17 protein-coding genes are annotated in these 16,158 nt (G+C 66.8%); 9 read left to right on the plus strand and 8 right to left on the minus strand.

The features are described 5' to 3' along the window. Positions 1-16: 16 nt before the first annotated feature. Positions 17-991, minus strand: a complete 975-nt coding sequence (locus ACZ1H8_RS17415) for a beta-propeller fold lactonase family protein (RefSeq protein WP_465178478.1) — start codon at positions 989-991, stop codon at positions 17-19. A 185-nt stretch (positions 992-1,176) separates the two neighbouring features. On the opposite strand from ACZ1H8_RS17415, the gene pnuC reads away from it, so the two are divergent. From pnuC to ACZ1H8_RS17430, 3 genes are read left to right on the plus strand one after another with little or no spacing between them, the layout of a single operon-like run. Further along, on the plus strand, positions 1,177-1,797 hold the full coding sequence (gene pnuC, locus ACZ1H8_RS17420; RefSeq protein ID WP_465178479.1) for a nicotinamide riboside transporter PnuC: 621 nt from the start codon (positions 1,177-1,179) through the stop codon (positions 1,795-1,797). Continuing rightward, complete coding sequence (locus tag ACZ1H8_RS17425) at positions 1,794-2,759, plus strand: AAA family ATPase (protein ID WP_465178480.1); 966 nt, start codon at positions 1,794-1,796, stop codon at positions 2,757-2,759. Before pnuC ends, ACZ1H8_RS17425 begins: the two co-directional genes overlap by 4 nt. Further along, complete coding sequence (locus ACZ1H8_RS17430) at positions 2,756-3,325, plus strand: DUF4291 domain-containing protein (RefSeq protein WP_465178481.1); 570 nt, start codon at positions 2,756-2,758, stop codon at positions 3,323-3,325. The genes ACZ1H8_RS17425 and ACZ1H8_RS17430 overlap by 4 nt, the downstream gene beginning before the upstream one ends. A 24-nt stretch (positions 3,326-3,349) precedes the next feature. Here the strand turns inward: ACZ1H8_RS17430 and ACZ1H8_RS17435 are convergent, their stop codons facing one another. Continuing rightward, positions 3,350-3,835 (minus strand): SixA phosphatase family protein, encoded by a 486-nt coding sequence (locus ACZ1H8_RS17435; protein WP_465178482.1) that lies wholly within the window; start codon positions 3,833-3,835, stop codon positions 3,350-3,352. Positions 3,836-3,915: 80 nt separating this feature from the next. Between ACZ1H8_RS17435 and lepA the strand changes: the two genes are divergently transcribed. Next, on the plus strand, positions 3,916-5,727 hold the full coding sequence (gene lepA, locus ACZ1H8_RS17440) for a translation elongation factor 4 (protein ID WP_465178483.1): 1,812 nt from the start codon (positions 3,916-3,918) through the stop codon (positions 5,725-5,727). A gap of 34 nt (positions 5,728-5,761) precedes the next feature. On the opposite strand, the gene ACZ1H8_RS17445 is transcribed toward lepA, so the two are convergent. Further along, on the minus strand, positions 5,762-7,990 hold the full coding sequence (locus ACZ1H8_RS17445; RefSeq protein WP_465178484.1) for a hypothetical protein: 2,229 nt from the start codon (positions 7,988-7,990) through the stop codon (positions 5,762-5,764). Between the two features lie 70 nt (positions 7,991-8,060). Continuing rightward, positions 8,061-9,764 (minus strand): Hsp70 family protein, encoded by a 1,704-nt coding sequence (locus tag ACZ1H8_RS17450; RefSeq protein WP_465178485.1) that lies wholly within the window; start codon positions 9,762-9,764, stop codon positions 8,061-8,063. A 159-nt stretch (positions 9,765-9,923) separates the two neighbouring features. Here ACZ1H8_RS17450 and ACZ1H8_RS17455 point away from each other — a divergent pair, with 159 nt between their 5' ends. Continuing rightward, positions 9,924-10,802: a DUF1444 domain-containing protein gene (locus ACZ1H8_RS17455; RefSeq protein ID WP_465178486.1), complete on the plus strand. Its 879-nt coding sequence runs from the start codon at positions 9,924-9,926 to the stop codon at positions 10,800-10,802. Positions 10,803-10,876: 74 nt separating this feature from the next. Here ACZ1H8_RS17455 and ACZ1H8_RS17460 read toward each other — a convergent pair whose 3' ends face one another. Both ACZ1H8_RS17460 and ACZ1H8_RS17465 read right to left on the minus strand, forming a co-directional pair. Further along, on the minus strand, positions 10,877-11,929 hold the full coding sequence (locus ACZ1H8_RS17460; RefSeq protein ID WP_465178487.1) for a 1,9-bis(guanidino)-5-aza-nonane synthase: 1,053 nt from the start codon (positions 11,927-11,929) through the stop codon (positions 10,877-10,879). A gap of 143 nt (positions 11,930-12,072) precedes the next feature. Then, positions 12,073-13,257, minus strand: a complete 1,185-nt coding sequence (locus tag ACZ1H8_RS17465) for a type III PLP-dependent enzyme (protein ID WP_465178488.1) — start codon at positions 13,255-13,257, stop codon at positions 12,073-12,075. A gap of 152 nt (positions 13,258-13,409) precedes the next feature. Between ACZ1H8_RS17465 and ACZ1H8_RS17470 the strand changes: the two genes are divergently transcribed. From ACZ1H8_RS17470 to ACZ1H8_RS17485, 4 genes are read left to right on the plus strand one after another with little or no spacing between them, the layout of a single operon-like run. Beyond that, positions 13,410-14,378, plus strand: coding sequence for a threonine ammonia-lyase (locus tag ACZ1H8_RS17470; RefSeq protein WP_465178489.1), 969 nt, complete (start codon positions 13,410-13,412; stop codon positions 14,376-14,378). 18 nt (positions 14,379-14,396) lie between these two features. Then, positions 14,397-14,561 (plus strand): hypothetical protein, encoded by a 165-nt coding sequence (locus ACZ1H8_RS17475; RefSeq protein WP_465178490.1) that lies wholly within the window; start codon positions 14,397-14,399, stop codon positions 14,559-14,561. Beyond that, the gene (locus ACZ1H8_RS17480) at positions 14,558-14,743 is read left to right on the plus strand and encodes a hypothetical protein (RefSeq protein WP_465178491.1); all 186 of its coding nucleotides are present in this window, start codon (positions 14,558-14,560) and stop codon (positions 14,741-14,743) included. The genes ACZ1H8_RS17475 and ACZ1H8_RS17480 overlap by 4 nt, the downstream gene beginning before the upstream one ends. 1 nt (position 14,744) lies before the next feature. Next, on the plus strand, positions 14,745-14,963 hold the full coding sequence (locus ACZ1H8_RS17485; protein WP_465178492.1) for a DUF2093 domain-containing protein: 219 nt from the start codon (positions 14,745-14,747) through the stop codon (positions 14,961-14,963). Here the strand turns inward: ACZ1H8_RS17485 and ACZ1H8_RS17490 are convergent. Then, positions 14,960-15,883: an ADP-ribosylglycohydrolase family protein gene (locus tag ACZ1H8_RS17490; RefSeq protein ID WP_465178493.1), complete on the minus strand. Its 924-nt coding sequence runs from the start codon at positions 15,881-15,883 to the stop codon at positions 14,960-14,962. The genes ACZ1H8_RS17485 and ACZ1H8_RS17490 overlap by 4 nt on opposite strands. A gap of 4 nt (positions 15,884-15,887) precedes the next feature. After that, positions 15,888-16,142, minus strand: coding sequence for a hypothetical protein (locus tag ACZ1H8_RS17495; protein WP_465178494.1), 255 nt, complete (start codon positions 16,140-16,142; stop codon positions 15,888-15,890). Positions 16,143-16,158: the final 16 nt, after the last annotated feature.

A 16,158-nucleotide genomic window follows, 5' to 3' on the forward strand; every position in this document is an offset into this window, starting at 1 on the left:
GCTCCTTGTCCTGTGATCAGCGTTTCGGGGGCGGGGCGATGGCGAGGCCGTCGCCATTCTTGCCGGCGGCAAGGCGGCGGGTGACCGCGAAGCTGGCCAGGTTGATCTCGGCGACCTGGTCGCGGCCGGTCTCGGCAGCGTAGAGATGCTTGCCGTCGGGCGAGAAGAGCAGGGTCACCTGGCCCGCATCCTTTGTTCCCGACACCGGAAAGCTGCGGACCAGCATGCGCGTCGCCGGGTCGATCAGGCTGACCGTGCCGCTGGCGATGTTGCTGGTCGCGATCCAGCGGCCGTCCGGGCTGGCCAGCACACGGATCGCCACCGGATCGACCGCGAGTTCCGCCAGCTTCGCGCCGGTTGCGGTATCGAACGCCTGGACCCGCGGCGCGGACAGGTCGCCAACCCACAGATCCCTGCCATTCTGCGCCAGCGCCAGCCCCTCGGGCTTGCCGCCGGTGGCGATGTCGCGAAGCTTGCGGCCTGCGGTCAGGTCGAGCACGCTGACCGTGCCAGAGCCGATATTGGCGACATAGGCATGGCGCAGGTCGGGCGCGACCACGATCATGTGCGATCCCTCGGCATCGGTCGCGATCGATCGGACCTCGCCCGAGGGATGGACGATCGCCACCGACTTGCTTCCCTCGGCCGTGGCGACGATCCGCCCGTCGCTGAGCCAGAGCAGGCCGTGCGGCCGCTGGTTCGGGGCGAGGTCGATGCTGCGCAGCTTCGTCCGGCTGGCAAGGTCGAAGACGTCGATCGTCGATCCGCCATAGGCGACCACCGCCGCCTGGCGCCCGTCGGGGGATATCGCGATCTCGTGCGGCATCGGGCCGGTGGGCAGGCGCGCAAGCTCCTTGCCGTCGGCAAGATCGATCAGGCTGAGCGTATTCTCGCCCTTGTTTCCGACCAGCAGGGTGCCGGTCGGCTGGGCCACCGCCGGGGTCAGCGTCGCGGCCATCGCCGCGACGAGGACAGGAAACCAGACACGCATCGGCCTCTCCCGTTCTTTGCACCGGATGGTAACGGGCCTCGGGCGGTGCGCAACCCCCGATCGGGGAAAGACGCGCCGCCGCCGGGGCTTCGCCGTGCGGATCAACCGGCCGAACGAGCCGATGCGCAAGCCATGTGCCGCAATCCCTCTCGACCCCATGCGAAACGGGCTGCTAGGCAGGCCGGGTGAGTGCGCCCCCGACCGACATGCTTTCCCAGTTCGCGCAGTGGGTCGGGTTCAGCCCGATCGAATATGTCGCCACCGTCTTGGGGCTGGCAAATGTCGTGCTGATCGTCCGGCGCAGCATCTGGAACTATCCCTTCGGGCTGGCGATGGTTGCGCTCTATGGCTGGGTCTTCCTCGGCGCCCGGCTCTATTCGGATGCGCTGCTCCAGATCTTCTTCTTCGTCGTCCAGATTTACGGCTGGTGGAACTGGCAGCAGTCGCGCGCCGCGCTGGGCGAAGTGGCGGTGCAGCGCCTCACGTCACGCGCCTGGCACGGCTGGCTGCTCGGCTGCCTGGTCGCGACCGCCTTGTGGGGGGCGATGATGCATGCGCTGACCGATGCGCATTTCCCCTGGTGGGACGGGGCGATCGCGATGCTGAGCGTCGCGGCGCAGATCCTCCAGTCGCGACGCTATCTGGAAAGCTGGCTGCTGTGGATCATGGTCGACCTGCTCGCCATTCCGCTGTTCGCGGTGAAGGGCCTGGTGCCGACCGCCGGCCTCTACGCGATCTTCCTCGCGGTCTCGGTTGCCGGCTTTCTCCAGTGGCGCAGTGCTGCCCGGGCGCGGGCCACGGCGTGACCCGCGGCTTCCTGCTCGGCAAGTTCATGCCGCCGCATAACGGCCATGTGCTGATGTGCGAGACGGCGCGGGCGCTGGTCGACGAGCTGACGATCCTGGTCTGCTGGCTGCCCGACGATCCGATCCCGGGGCCGCTGCGGCTGCAATGGATGCGCGAGCTGTTTCCCGACTGCCGCGTGGTCGGCCACGACGCAGTGGTGCCGCAGGCGCCCGAGGAGCATCCCGGCTTCTGGGACATCTGGCGCGGCATATCGCGCGCGGCGCACCCCGAGCCGATCGACCGGGTGTTCGCGTCCGAAGCCTATGGCGAGCGGCTGGCGGCGGAACTGGGCGCAGTGTTCCACCCGGTCGATCCCGGGCGCGACGCCGTGCCGGTCTCCGCCAGTGCGATCCGTGCCGATCCCTGGAGCAATTGGCGCCACCTGCCGATCCCGGTACGGCCCTATTATGCCCGCACCATCTGCCTCCACGGGCCAGAGAGCGTGGGCAAGTCGACGCTGGCCGCGCTGCTCGCCGAGCATTTCGGCACGCACATGGTGCCGGAATATGGCCGGACCTGGTGCGACTTTCGCGGCAACGAGCTGGTCGTGGCCGACCTGATCGAGATCGCGCGAACGCATGACGCGATGACGCAGGCGCTGCTGCGCCAGTGCGACCGGCGGCTGATCCTCGATACCGATCCGCTCATGACCCAGGCCTGGGCAGAGATGCTGTTCGGGAGCGTCGATCCCTGGTTCGCCGGCTGGGACCGGACCGCCGACCTCTATCTGCTGCTCGACATCGACCTGCCCTGGATCGACGACGGCACGCGTTTCTTCGCCGATGCGGCGGAGCGGCAGCGCTTTTTCGATATATCGCGTGCCGTTCTCGAGGCGAGGGGCGTGCACTGGGTGCTGGTGCAGGGCGAGGGGGAGGCGCGGTTCGAGTCCGCGCTGGCCGCGATCAAGGAGGCGGGATTATGAGCGACATACCGATGCAGCAGATCCGCGCGCAGTTCGACGCCGCGAAGATCCGCGTCTATCAGGCCTATAGCCACGAGATCGCCGATGCCGCGCTCGCCGCCGGCCGCTTCGTCGCGCCGTTCAAGCGGGAGCGGATGACGTGGATCAAGCCGTCCTTCCTCTGGATGATGTACCGCGCCGGATGGGGCTTCAAGGATGCCGGCCAGGCCCGCATCCTGGCGGTCGACATCAGTCGCGACGGGTTCGAATGGGCGCTGGCGAACAGTTGCTCGAGTCATCCCGAACCGGGCATGAGCCGCGAGGCCTATGATCGGCTCAAGCAGGAGCGGCCAGTTCGGGTCCAATGGGATCCGGAGCGCGACCTTCACCACCAGCCGCTGCCCCATCGGGCGATCCAGATCGGGCTGGGGGGCGAGGCGGTCGGGCGCTATGTCGATGCCTGGACCGTCGCAATCAGCGACGTGACGCCGCTGGCGCACGAGATTCACGCGCTGGTGCAGCGGCGCGAACTGGATGAGGCGCGCGCCAGACTGCCGGTCGAGCGGGCCTATCCGCTCGACACCTAGCGGTCGTCTGGGAGCGCCGCGCTTTCAATAGGTCAGGCGATCGCACCGGGTCGTCTTGCCGTCGATCGTCCAGACATCGCCGAAATCGGGATGGGCGAGGGCGGCCGGGCGTTCCCCGCCGAGCTGCTCGACGATATCGGGCACGGTGTTGCTGTGCCCCACGATCAGCACGGAACCCGTCTCTGCCTTCACCCGCGCCAAGAGTCCGGGTGTGTCGGCCGGGTCGTAGAGGCGCAGGCGGATCTGGCGTTCGCCGTTCAGCGCCGAGATCGTCTGTCGGGTGCGGCGAAAGTTGCTCACATAGATGACCGACAGCGGCTTGCCCTGAAACCATTCGACCAGCGCCCAGGCACCCTTTTGCCCGCGCTCGGTCAGGTCGGGATCGCGCTCCCCCTCGGGCGTATCGAGGTGACGCATCACATAGACGGGAGCGCTTTCCGGCCCGGCCACCGCCATGCCCGTACCGCTCAGCGTCAGCACCGCCGCCACGATCATCGCCCATATTCGCATGCCGCCTCTCCTCTGCGACAGGGTGCCGGAGCGGGCAGGGCTTCGCAATGGCCCTCACCCCTGCTAACGCGCCCGGAATCATGGCCACAGAACTTTCCAAGATCCGCAACTTCTCGATCATCGCGCATATCGACCATGGCAAGTCGACGCTCGCCGATCGTCTGATCCAGCGCACCGGCGGTCTCACCGAGCGTGAGATGAGCGCCCAGGTGCTCGACAATATGGACATCGAGAAGGAGCGCGGCATCACCATCAAGGCGCAGACCGTGCGCCTGGAATGGAAGGGGCATGTCCTCAACCTGATGGACACGCCGGGTCACGTCGACTTCGCCTATGAGGTGTCGCGCAGCCTGGCGGCGTGCGAAGGTGCGCTCCTGGTGGTCGACGCGGCACAGGGCGTCGAGGCGCAGACGCTCGCCAATGTCTATCAGTCGATCGAGCATGATCACGAGATCATCCCGGTCATCAACAAGATCGATCTGCCCTCGGCCGAGCCCGAAAAGGTCAAGAACGAGATCGAGGAGATCATCGGGCTCGACGCGTCGAACGCGGTGCTGGCCAGCGCCAAATCGGGCATCGGCATCGAGGAAGTGCTGGACGCGATCGTCGAGCGGATCCCGGCGCCCAAGGGCGACCCTGCTGCGCCGCTGAAGGCGATGCTGGTCGACAGCTGGTACGACCCCTATCTGGGCGTCGTGATCCTGGTGCGCGTCATGGAAGGCACGCTGCGCAAGGGCCAGCAGGTCAAGTTCATGCAGACCGGCACGCTGCACCTGGTCGACCGGGTCGGCTGTTTCCGTCCCAAGATCGAGCAGCTGCCCGATCTGGGCCCGGGCGAGATCGGCTTCATCACCGCGCAGATCAAGGAAGTCGCGCAGGCACGCGTCGGCGATACGTTGACCGACGCCAAGAAGCCGGCTGCCGAGGCGCTGCCGGGCTTCAAGGAAGTCCAGCCGGTGGTGTTCTGTGGCCTGTTTCCGGTCGATGCCAACGACTTCGAGAAGCTGCGCGAATCGATCCAGAAGCTGCGGCTGAACGATGCCTCGTTCAGCTTCGAGATGGAGACGTCGGCAGCGCTGGGCTTTGGCTTCCGCTGCGGCTTCCTCGGCCTGCTGCATCTCGAGATCATCCAGGAGCGGCTCAGCCGCGAATATGACCTCGACCTGATCACCACCGCGCCGAGCGTGGTCTATCAGCTCAAGCTGACAAAGGCCGCGGGCGAGGCGGCGGGCCAGCAGATCGAACTGCACAATCCGGCCGACATGCCCGATCCGAACCGGATCGACGTGATCGAGGAGCCGTGGATCAACGCGGTGATCTATGTGCCCGACGAATATCTCGGGCCGATCCTGAAGCTGTGCCAGGATCGCCGCGGCATCCAGAAGAACCTGACCTATGTCGGCGGCCGCGCGCAGCTGACCTATGAACTGCCGCTCAACGAGGTGGTGTTCGACTTCTACGACCGGCTGAAGTCGATCAGCCGCGGCTATGCCAGCTTCGATTACGAGCAGATCGGCCACCGCGAGGGCGACCTGGTCAAGATGTCGATCCTGGTGAACAACGAGCCGGTCGACGCGCTGAGCATGATCGTCCACCGCGCCAGCGCCGAGGCGCGCGGCCGCGGCATGTGCGAGCGGCTCAAGGACCTGATCCCGCGCCACCTGTTCAAGATCCCGATCCAGGCGGCAATCGGCGGCAAGGTGATCGCGCGCGAGACGATCGCCGCGCTGCGCAAGGACGTGACCGCCAAATGCTATGGCGGTGACATCAGCCGCAAGCGCAAGCTGCTGGACAAGCAGAAGGAAGGCAAGAAGCGGATGCGCGAATATGGCTCGGTGCAGATTCCGCAGGAAGCCTTCATCGCCGCTCTGCGGATGGGTGACGATAATTGAGCAGGAGCGGGGCGTCGGAGGCGCCCCGCGACCGCTACATCCGGCGCAGCAGCTTCAGCGCATCGCGATCGGGCATGTTCACGACGGTTTCGTACAACGCCAGATGGGCGTCGCATTGCGATTTCGCCGACCCCTTCTGCATCAACGCGTTTGACATCGCCTCGTCACTAAGGCCGGCGCGTTTCCGGGCGGCCTCGTACACCCCGCCCGGTATGCTGAACCTGCCGTTGGTCGAGGGCGTGTCGCCCCGCCATTCTCCCATTTCCAGAACGACCCGTGCCTCAAGCTTCTGGCGCGCTGTTCGGTAGCGCACGGTTTTCAACGGATCCTTTGGGAGAATGCCCTGCTTGAGGAAGGCAAGGCAGGCCTCAGGCGATTGCTTCAGCCCGCCAGCGGTCTCGATCTGCAATCGGAAATAGTCCTTCAGCAGCGGCGCGGCCGCATTGCTGTAGCCGTTGCGCAACCATTGATCGATCGTGTTGCGGACGGCCAATCCCAGTGTGGCACGGCTTCCGCCGCGCTTGCGCTCGCTGTCCCAAAGCCGGGCAAGCGTCTTTGCGAGGGGCGCGTTCAGAAGGCCGATCTTGGCCATGTCCAGGTTCATGTTCACATCCAGCAGCGCGCGATCGAGATCCTCGTCGCGATCGCCGAGCGGCTGCGGTGCGGCGGTCAGGAGCGTGCCACGTTCCTGAGACGGTGTCTCGGTCGTGACGGGCGGCGACCGGTCCTCGGTCGGGGCGGTGAAGGCGCGGATCAACAGGAATGCGGCAAACAGGATCGGGAAGATCCATGCGGACCAGCTGCTTCCCCGACCGCCCGACGCTTTGCCGACATTGCGCCGCCGCTCCCAATGGTCAAGCCGTTCGGCGTCGAAACATCCCTCGAGATCGGGAAACTCCTCACGCACGCGCGTCAGCAGCTCGCGCACCTGCGCCTTGGGCACGCGCCCCGTCGATGTGTCGCCGCCGGGCGAGACCAGGTCGCGCCAGGCGGGGTTGAGGGGATGCCCGGGCTGCTCGACCTCGGCCATGAACTTCAGCGTGCGGTAGCGCCGCGTGAGTTCGTCGCGGGCCCAGTCCTGGCGGATCGTGCCTTCCTGCGCCATCCAGCCGAAAAATTCGGTCGCCGGGATGACCAGCGGATCCGACCAGGGAATCGCGCGTGAAATCTGGTTCGCGAACCAGCGATCGGCCTCGTCGAAGAAGCTGATGTCCTGCATCCGCGGGTCGGCGGTGATCGCGCGCCAGTGGCCCAGCATCGCCTCGCGCTGCGCTGCGGTCGGCCACGAGCCGTCAGCAGTTGTACGGTCGTGCAACAGCGCCGCGAGCGCCTCGGCATGAGCCTCGACGCTGAGGGGCGTCCAGGGAGAAGGTTGTGGCGCGGAAGAAGTCTGGGACGGCGCGCCGGACGGGCCGAAGGACAGGTCGCCTGACCCGCCCGGTCGCCAGCTGCGCTCGAACTGCTGCTGGCTCGCTTCCGTGTCCGGGCTTTCCGGCGTGACATCGACCGTGTCGTCCGGCCGCCATTCAGGCTCGAACAGCGGCGCGGTCAGCGGGGCGGGAGGGACCGCCGCGGAAGGCGCCGGGGCGGACGCGGCGGTAATCTCTGGTGCGGTGGCGGCCCCATAAGGGTCCGCGTCGCGGAGCCGGGCATTGATATAGTCGATTGCCGGCGACTGGTACGCGGAACCTTCCGCCCGGCGATCCCAGCCGAACGCCTTTGCCAGCCGGAGCAGGATCGCGTCCGAGGCCGGCCAGGCGCGCGCCAGCAGCTCGGCCAGCCAGCGATCCGCGTCCGCCTGAAAGCCTACCTGTTCCAGCCGCGGATCGGCCAGGACCGCATCGACCGCGTCTCCCAGCTCGCGCTGCCACGCCTCGTCGAATGGCGGCTGACGGCGGGTGCCGTCCGGCAGGAGCAGATCGTGGAGCGCACGCCACGGCGCGTCAGGATCGGGTCGGCTGTCGTCGATCGGCACCCGCGCGCCGGTGATCGGGCTATAGGCATAACCCGCGGCGTCCTCCTCCTCGTACAGCGACAGCGAGGCGACATCGTCGTCGTTGCTCTCCTCGTCCTCATCGGGGAGATCGACCCACTCGGCCTGCTGCTGCGCACGCTCATAAGCCTCGCGCAGCGCGATGAAGGCCTGCGGATCGTTCTCCGGATCGATCGCCTTGAGCTTGCGCGTATAGGCGACGCGGATCGCGCGCTGATCGCTGGTAGGCTCGATCCCCAGTTCGTCCCAGCAGGGGTGACGCCAGGTCATCGGCTGGCGCGGACGGATGCCGGAAGGGAGTCAGCGGCGCCACCGAGCGTCGCCCAGATCCGGGCGTCGTTCACAGGTAGCGCTCGCCCTCGAGCTGATCGAGCGCGGTGACGAGTTGCTCGCGCGCCTCGCGGATGATGCGCGGGTCCTGCGTGTCGAGCGCCGAGTCGAACTGCGTGATCCAGCGGCCGACCATGTCGCGCGCGTCGCCCAGGAAGCTTTCGTAGCAGCGGGCAGCGCGGGCGCGCACGGCGGCATTCTCGCTTTCCTCGCGCGGGTGGATCTTGAGCGCGGCGAGCGCGTCGCGCCGCTCGGCGATCTCGCGCTCGGTCATCGTGTCGGCCTGGTCCATGATCACCAGATTGCGCGTCACGCCGGTCGCCGGCACGGTGACGTCGACGTCGAGCATCCCGCTGGTGTCATAGGTGAAGCGGCATTCGATATGGACCTGGCCGCGCGGCTTGGGCGGCACCTGCACCCGCAGGTCGCCCAGCCGGACGTTGGACGCGACGTCGCGCGCCTCGCCCTGATAGACGACCAGATGGATCTCGCGCTGCTGGTCCGACATCGTGCTGTAGCTGCCGACGCGGCTGGCCGGGATCGGCGTGTTGCGATCGATGATCGGCGAGAACAGGCCGGAGCGGATGCCGCCGCGGCCATCCTCCTCCGCCACCTCGATGCCCAAGGTGAAGGGACAGACATCGGTGAGGCGGATCTCGTCCAGCGCCGCGTCCTTGGCGAGCAGCCCGGCCTGCACCGCCGCGCCCAGCGCGACCGCATGGTCGGGGTGGACGGTGGCGTTGGGGAAGCGGCCGAACATCCGGGTGATCGCGCGGCGGACGATCGGCATGCGCGTCGATCCGCCGACCAGCACGACCTCGCTCAGCGCCTCGACGCGGATATTCGAGTCGCGCAGCGAGCGCAGGACCGGGTCGCGCAGCCGCTGGAGCAGCGAGGCGCAGGCAGTCTCGAGTTCGGCGGCCGTCACCTTGGTCTCGAACCTTTGGTCGTTCCAGACGATGGCGAATTCGGCCTCGTCGGCTTCGCTCAGCTTGCGCCGCGTCCGCTCGGCGGCTGCGCGCAGCAGTTCGGCCAGGACGACCGGATCCGCCTTGTCGAGCGCCTTGTCGGGATCGATCTGCCGGCGGACCAGATCGACCAGAACCGCGTTGAAATCCTCACCGCCCAGCCGGTTGTCGCCCGACGATGCGCGCACCTCGACCACACCCTCGAACACCTCGACGATCGACACGTCGAACGTGCCGCCGCCCAGGTCGAACACCAGGAAGGGCTCCTGCTCGCGGGTCTGGATGCCGAAGGCGAGCGCGGCGGCGGTCGGTTCGTTGACCAGCCGCTTGACCTCGAGGCCTGCAATCTCGCCCGCGCGGCGCGTCGCCTTGCGCTGACGGTCGTTGAAATAGGCGGGGACGGTGATCACCGCCCCGGTGACCGTCTCGCCGGTAAAGGCCTCGGCATCCGCCTTCAGCTGGCGCAGCACCAGCGCCGACAGTTCCTCGGCATCGAACTTGCGCTTGCCCAGGGTCACGCTCTGCTGCGTGCCGATATAGCGCTTGAAGGCGGTGACGGTGTCCTTGGGATGGGTCGGCTGGCGCTCGCGCGCAGCCATGCCGACCAGGATCTCGCCCGCCTCGGTCATCGACACCGCCGACGGGGTCAGCAGGTCGCCCAGTGCATTCGGCACCAGTACCGATTTGCCGTCGTGCCAGATTGCTGCGGCACTGTTGGTGGTGCCGAGGTCGATACCGATGATCACGCTTGCTATCCCCAGTTTCACACAGGTTAGCGGGAGCAGTTCGCATTTTCCAGATGGCTGCGTTGCCGGGGTGGAGTGTCTCCTCGCGCCCGCATCAGATTTCACGCTCGGGCTCGCCGGAGAGCCCGATCCGCGCTAGATCGAGGTGGGGGGTGGATCATGAGACAAACGCTTTTCGTGCTGGCGGCGGCCCTGCTGATCCTGCCCAGTACGGCGGCGGCCCAGTCGAGAATCGACCCGGAGGTGTTCACGCAGGATGTCGCCAAACGGTTCAGGGCCGAGGTGGGCACCGACAAGGTCCGGGTGGCTGGACCGCTCGAACTGTCGATCGATCCGCCCGATCCCGACCCGGCCGATGCGGGCGAGCAACGGCGCGAGCCGGCGACGCTCTATCTCGATCGCATCCATCAGTTCTGCGAACGCAACACGGCCGAGGCGTGCGAGACCACCAAGGCGAATTACGTCGCCGGAATGGTCGAGCAGCGCGGTGGTCCCCCGCCGCTCACGCGCGAGCGCCTGCGCGTCGTCGTGCGGGGCTCCGACTATTGCGATCAGATCATCAATGTTTTCAAGCGCGGCGAGCGGACGCCGGTCATCGAGACACTTGCGCCGGGCCTGTGCGCCATGCTGGTGGCAGATTACCCGCGCACGATGGCGGTCGTCAGCTCGGACGAGCTGGATCCGCTGAAGCTCGGCGTCGCCGGCGCTTGGCTGATCGGCCGTGAACAGGTGCTGGCCGGGCTACCGAAGATCGGTCGCGACGTCGAGTTGAAGGACGGCGCCATCGCCCTGATCGATGACCCCTATATGTCGAGCTTGATGCTCGACCATGACGGCTGGAACCAGCTTGTCCGCCGGTCGGGCGGGGAGATTTTGGTCGCAGTGCCCGAGGATGTCGGCGTTCTCGTTCAGCGGCGCTCGACCGCTAATCTGCCAGAACTTCGCAAACTCGTGGGCGAGGCCTTTCACGGTGCGCAGCGTTCGGTGTCGACGCGCATCTATCGCTGGACCGGCAATGGCTGGGCAGTGCTCGACTGAGATCGCGGCAAAAAAAAGGGCGGCCGGACCTCTGTCCGACCGCCCCTTCTACATTTACTAACCGCGCTGTGCGATCAGGCGAACAGCTTCGCCCAGGCGCGCTTCGGGCGGTCCTTCCACAGGCCGCGATGATAGGCGTCGCTGGCCAGCAGCGGCATGACCGAGCCGGCCTCGGCGAACACCATCTGCTCGATCGCGGTCGACACCTTGCCCCAACTGGCGGCTTCCTGCAGCGTCGAGGACGAGCAGGCGCCGTCGCGCACGTCGGCGACGGTGATCTGTACGGCGTACTTGTGGACCGCGACATCCTCATGGCCCAGGATCTCGGCGCACACGACCGTGTCCTGGATGAAGTTCTTCGGCACGCCGCCGCCGATCATCAGCAGGCCGGTCTCGCCCGCCTTGATCTTGATGTCGGTCAGTTCGCGGAAGTCCGCGACCGCGTCGATCATCAGATAGGGCTTGCCCGCCTTCATCTGGTCGACCTGGTGCTTTACCAGGCCGAAGCCGGCCGAGCTGTCGACGAATGCCGGGCAGAAGATCGGCACGTCATGCTCATAGGCGAGCTTGACGAGGCTGTTCTCCTTCTTGCCGTGCTCGACGAGATACTTGCCCATTTCGCGGATGAACGCGCGCGACGAATAGGCCTTGGGCTCCAGCTCGTTCGCGATCTTGTTGATCGTGAAGTCGCAGTCCTGGAGCTGCTGCTCGTCGATATAGGTGTCGTAGATGCGGTCGATATAAAGCGAGCGCAGCGTGTCGTCGTCGGGGATTTCCTGCGCCTGATAGTGCTTGTGGCCAAGCCCTTCGAAGAAATCCATGTCGACGATCGTGGCGCCGGTGGCGACGATCACGTCGACCATGTTGTTGCGCACCAGCTCGGCATAGAGGTCCATGCAGCCGCCGGCCGAGGTCGAGCCTGCGATGACCAGGCACACGGTGCAGTCCTTGTCGGCCAGCATCTGGTTGTAGATGTTGGTCGCGCGGCCCAGGTCGCGGCTGGTGAAGCTCATGTCGGCCATCGCGTCGACGATCGGACGCGCGTCGAAGCTCTTGATGTCGATATGCTTGACGGTCTTCGAGAGAAGCTCCGCCTTGCGGGTGTCGTTGATCATGGTGTCGGTCATGTCGATCCGTTTCCTACATGGCCGCCGTCATTCAATAGGGGACGCGGAAACCCGATGGTCGCGACGCATAGCGATGCGATGCGCCGACTGCCAGCCGTCACCCCGGCAGGTGCCGGGATGACGGGTGGTGGAGCAGAGATGCGTTACAGCTTGACGACGTTCGAGACCGGAGCCTGTTCCGTGCGTACGTAGAGGCTGGCCATCGGCTCGTCCTCGACGATGATCGTCTCGTCCGAACCGAAACCGTTGAACGCGGTGCGCATGGCCGAGCCATAGGCGCCGAGCATGCCGATCTCGATATAGTCGCCGGCAGCCATGTCCGCAGGGAGCATGAACGGCCCGGCCATATGGTCCAGATCGTCGCAGGTCGGCCCGTAGAAGCTGAACTCCATGTCGCGGGCGTTCGAATCCGGCTCGCGCAGGAGCTGGACCGGGAAACGCCAGCCGATATGTGCCGCATCGAACAGCGCGCCATAGGCGCCGTCGTTGATGTACAGTTCCGAACCGCGGCGCTTTTCGACGCGCACGATCAGCGAGCTGTATTCGGCGCACAGCGCACGGCCGGGCTCTGCCCACAGCTCAGCCGAATAGCTGATCGGCAGGCTTTCGAACGCACGGTGGATCGTCTCGAAATACAGCTCGAGCGGCGGAGGCTCCATGCCGGGATAGGTCGAGGGAAAGCCACCGCCGACGTCGACGACGTCCACGGTCACGCCCGCCTCGACGATCGCGGCGCGAACGCGCTCCATCGCCTGGGCATAGGCGTCGGGCGACATCGCCTGGCTGCCGACATGGAAGCAGATGCCCAGGGCATCGGCTGCCTGGCGGGCCGCCATCAGCAGGTCCTTGGTCTCGCCCGGCATTGCGCCGAACTTCGACGCAAGGCTCAGCTTCGACAGGTCGGACGACACGCGGATACGGACGCACAACGTCAGGTCCTCGGCGGCGCGGGTGGCGCGAACGATCTTGTCCAGCTCTTCCATGCTGTCTAGGCTGAAGACCCGCACGCCATGCGTGAAATAGGCTTCAGTGATCGCCTCTTCCGCCTTCACCGGATGCATGAAGCACAAGGTGGCGTCGGGCAGCGTCCGCGCGACCAGACGAACCTCGGCGATCGAGGCGACGTCGTAGTGCGTGATGCCGTTGTCCCAGAGGATCTGGATCAGTTCCGGGCTCGGATTCGCCTTCACGGCATACATCGAGCGGCCCGGGAACTTCTCCACGAAGAAGCGGGCGGCACGCGATGCGGCATGCGGACGGATGAGCGTGACCGGCTGGACCGGTCGGAGGGCAGTCGCTAGCCCCAGCGCGCTATGGTGCTTGTGCAATTCAAGGGACCTCCAAGTGCCTTACGGCTGTCGTTGAACAAAGCTGCCTTGCGGTTGGAAGTCCCATGGGGCAGCGGGAAGCGGGCATTTAGGGTCGGTGAGTCCCTGTGTAAAGTGATTCTCGCACCGTATTTTTCCGTCGGGGGTGAATAGTGACTATTGTGCGACAACCGACCCGGGCCGGGGTGCGCGACGCGGCGGCGAAGGTGGCGGCGATTTTGCCGCAAACACCTCTGTTGACAGCGGAAATCCACGGAGTGCGGGTTTCGTTCAAGGCCGAGACGCTGCAACCGGTCGGGGCGTTCAAGATACGGGGTGCATGGCATCGGCTGACCGCATTGGACGCCGAAACGCGCGATCGCGGCGTCGTCGCCTTCTCTTCAGGCAACCATGCGCAGGGAGTCGCCTGGGCGGCGAAGCGGCTGGGAATCCCGGCGGTGATCGTGATGCCGGCGGACGCGCCGCAGGTGAAGCTGGATGCGACGATGGCGATGGGCGCCGAGGTGGTGAAATACGACCGCGCGACCGAAAGCCGGGAGAAGATCGCCGCGCACCTGGCGCATGCGCGCCGCGCGACGCTGGTGCCCAGCTTCGACGATCCCTGGATCATCGAAGGGCAGGGGAGCGTCGGCATCGAGTCGCTCAGCCAGATGGTCGAGCTGAAGCTGCCCGATCTCGACCAGGTAATCGTACCGTGCGGCGGCGGCGGACTGGCCGCCGGAATCGCGCTCGCGCTGCCCGAGGCCGAACTGGTGCTTGCGGAGCCCGAAGGCTGGGACGATATGCGGGCCAGCCTGGAGGCGGGATGGATCGAGCCGGTGCGCGACAATCCGCCGCCCACGGCCTGCGACGCGCTGCAGACACCGCGCGTCTCGCCGCTGACCTTCGACGTGCTGTCGCGTCGCGGGGCGACGGGACGGGCGGTGAGCGAGGCGGAGGTGCGCGCCGCCCAGCGCTGGGCGGCACGCACGCTGCGGCTGGTGGTGGAGCCGGGCGGCGCGGCCGCGCTGGCGGCGCTGCTCGCGCGGAAGGTGAAGGCGACGCCGGGGACGCTGGTAATCCTCTCCGGAGGGAATGCCGATCCCGCGGCCTATGTGCGGGTGCTGGCCGGGACGGATTGAGGACGAAAGGTGCAGAAGGTGGCGGGAACGATCCTGGCGAACATGCTGAGCGGCGTGGCATGGGCGTTGGGCCATGTCGTGTACGGCGTCCTGCTCATCATCTATCGCCGTGACGTGCGGATGATGGCGGTGTTCGCCGCGGCGATCCTGGGCATCGTGCTGCTGACGGACTGGGTCCTGTGAGCGGCACGGGTCAACTCGGCGCGCTCGCCGGCACGATGCTCAGCGTCCTGGTGATCGCCGCAGTGGTGCTTGCCTGGGGCGGCTGGCGGATGATCACAAAGCGGGGCGACCGTCAAAAGGGCATCCTGATGCTCGCCTGTGCGTTCGTCCTTGTCGTCAATGTTCTGATCTGGACGGTCTGAGATGCTTTCCAACCGCGGTCCCGCGCAACTCCTCTACGGCGCCTCCGATTTCCAGGTGATGCGCCGGGGCGACTTTGTCCTGTGCGCCGTCAGCGGCCAGCCGATCCCGCTGGACGAGCTGGTCTATTGGAGTGCGGAGCATCAGGAAGCCTATCGCAGTGCCGCGGAGGCAACCGCCGCCTTGCTGGCTGGCGGCGCGAGGAACGTGAAGAAAGACTAGGCAGGCCCGTCCGTCGGCGGCGTGCCGAGCAGGCGAAGCGCCAGCGCCTCGATCTCGTCGGCCCAGGCAAGTCTGGCGCGCCAGTCCGCGGGAATGCCGCTCGCACCATATAGCGCACCCGCCAGCTGGCCGGTGATCGCGGCGACCGTGTCGGCGTCGTCGGCGAGGTTGGCGGCCAGCAGGATCGCCTCCTCGAAGCTCTCGGTCGTGCCGACGCACCACAGTGCCGCCTCGAGGCTGTCGACGACATAGCCGCTGGACGAGATGGCCTCGCGCGGCCTGCCGCGCCACGCACCGCCAAGGATTGCGGCGATGCGGTCCGATCGATTCGAAGCCTGCGGAGCCAGCACCGCGTCGCGGCCCTCGCCCAGAATCGCGCGCCGGGTGAGCAGGGCATAGGCCTCGCACGCCGCCAGGCATTCCTCGGCGCCGTGGGTCACCCGGCTCTGCTCGCGCGCGATCCGTGTCGTTTCTGTTTTGCCGCGATACGCGCCGAAGATCGCGACCGGCGACAGCCGCATCAGCGATCCGTTGCCGGCGCTGCGCGGATCGATCGAGCCGGCGAACGGATCGCCTTCATCCTCGAACCGCTCCAGCGCGGAACGCGTGGCGATGCCGATGTCGAAACAGGTGCCGGTGCAGCTATACGCGCCCCAGCGATACCAGTTGACGAAGCGCGACATGCAGTCGACCGGATCGAAGCCGCCGCGATCGGCGAGGCTGTTGCCCAGCGCCAGCGCCATGGCGGTATCGTCGGTCCATTGGCCGGGCTTCAGCGCGAATGGACCGCCGCCGACCATGTCGGTCACGACCGGCCCCTGATCGCGCAGGCTGAATTCCAGCGTGGTGCCGACCGCATCGCCCGCGGCCAGCCCCATCAGCGCGCCGACCGCGCGATCGATCAGCGCCGGATCGGTCACCCGATCAGCGCGCGGGCGCGCTGCGGGTCTTCAGGATCTGCTTGGCGATCATCCAGGCGACGGTGCCGGTGACGACGATCGTCAGCAACGGCCAACCGGCGCCCTGGCCCGGGGTCAGTGCGCCTGCCACGAACATCGCCACGATCGGCCCCAGCAGGAGCAACACGGCGATTCCCCAGGCGGCGCCCGTCAGCGGTCGCGCACTGAGGATCGAATGGCCCGGCGTATAGCGGAACAGCGGCTTGTTCGGATCGTCCATGAACCGAGCCTAACCG

The sequence above is a fragment of the Sphingomonas sp. BL-S-25 genome, assembly GCF_055521555.1.

What these genes read in the sequence shown, in the direction of transcription:
- ACZ1H8_RS17415 (WP_465178478.1), bottom strand. Translation starts at nt 991, where the DNA reads ATGCGTGTCTGGTTTCCTGTCCTCGTCGCGGCGATGGCCGCGACGCTG.
- ACZ1H8_RS17430 (WP_465178481.1), top strand. Translation starts at nt 2,756, where the DNA reads ATGAGCGACATACCGATGCAGCAGATCCGCGCGCAGTTCGACGCCGCG.
- ACZ1H8_RS17435 (WP_465178482.1), bottom strand. Translation starts at nt 3,835, where the DNA reads ATGCGAATATGGGCGATGATCGTGGCGGCGGTGCTGACGCTGAGCGGT.
- lepA (WP_465178483.1), top strand. Translation starts at nt 3,916, where the DNA reads ATGGCCACAGAACTTTCCAAGATCCGCAACTTCTCGATCATCGCGCAT.
- ACZ1H8_RS17445 (WP_465178484.1), bottom strand. Translation starts at nt 7,990, where the DNA reads ATGACCTGGCGTCACCCCTGCTGGGACGAACTGGGGATCGAGCCTACC.
- ACZ1H8_RS17455 (WP_465178486.1), top strand. Translation starts at nt 9,924, where the DNA reads ATGAGACAAACGCTTTTCGTGCTGGCGGCGGCCCTGCTGATCCTGCCC.
- ACZ1H8_RS17460 (WP_465178487.1), bottom strand. Translation starts at nt 11,929, where the DNA reads ATGACCGACACCATGATCAACGACACCCGCAAGGCGGAGCTTCTCTCG.
- ACZ1H8_RS17485 (WP_465178492.1), top strand. Translation starts at nt 14,745, where the DNA reads ATGCTTTCCAACCGCGGTCCCGCGCAACTCCTCTACGGCGCCTCCGAT.
- ACZ1H8_RS17495 (WP_465178494.1), bottom strand. Translation starts at nt 16,142, where the DNA reads ATGGACGATCCGAACAAGCCGCTGTTCCGCTATACGCCGGGCCATTCG.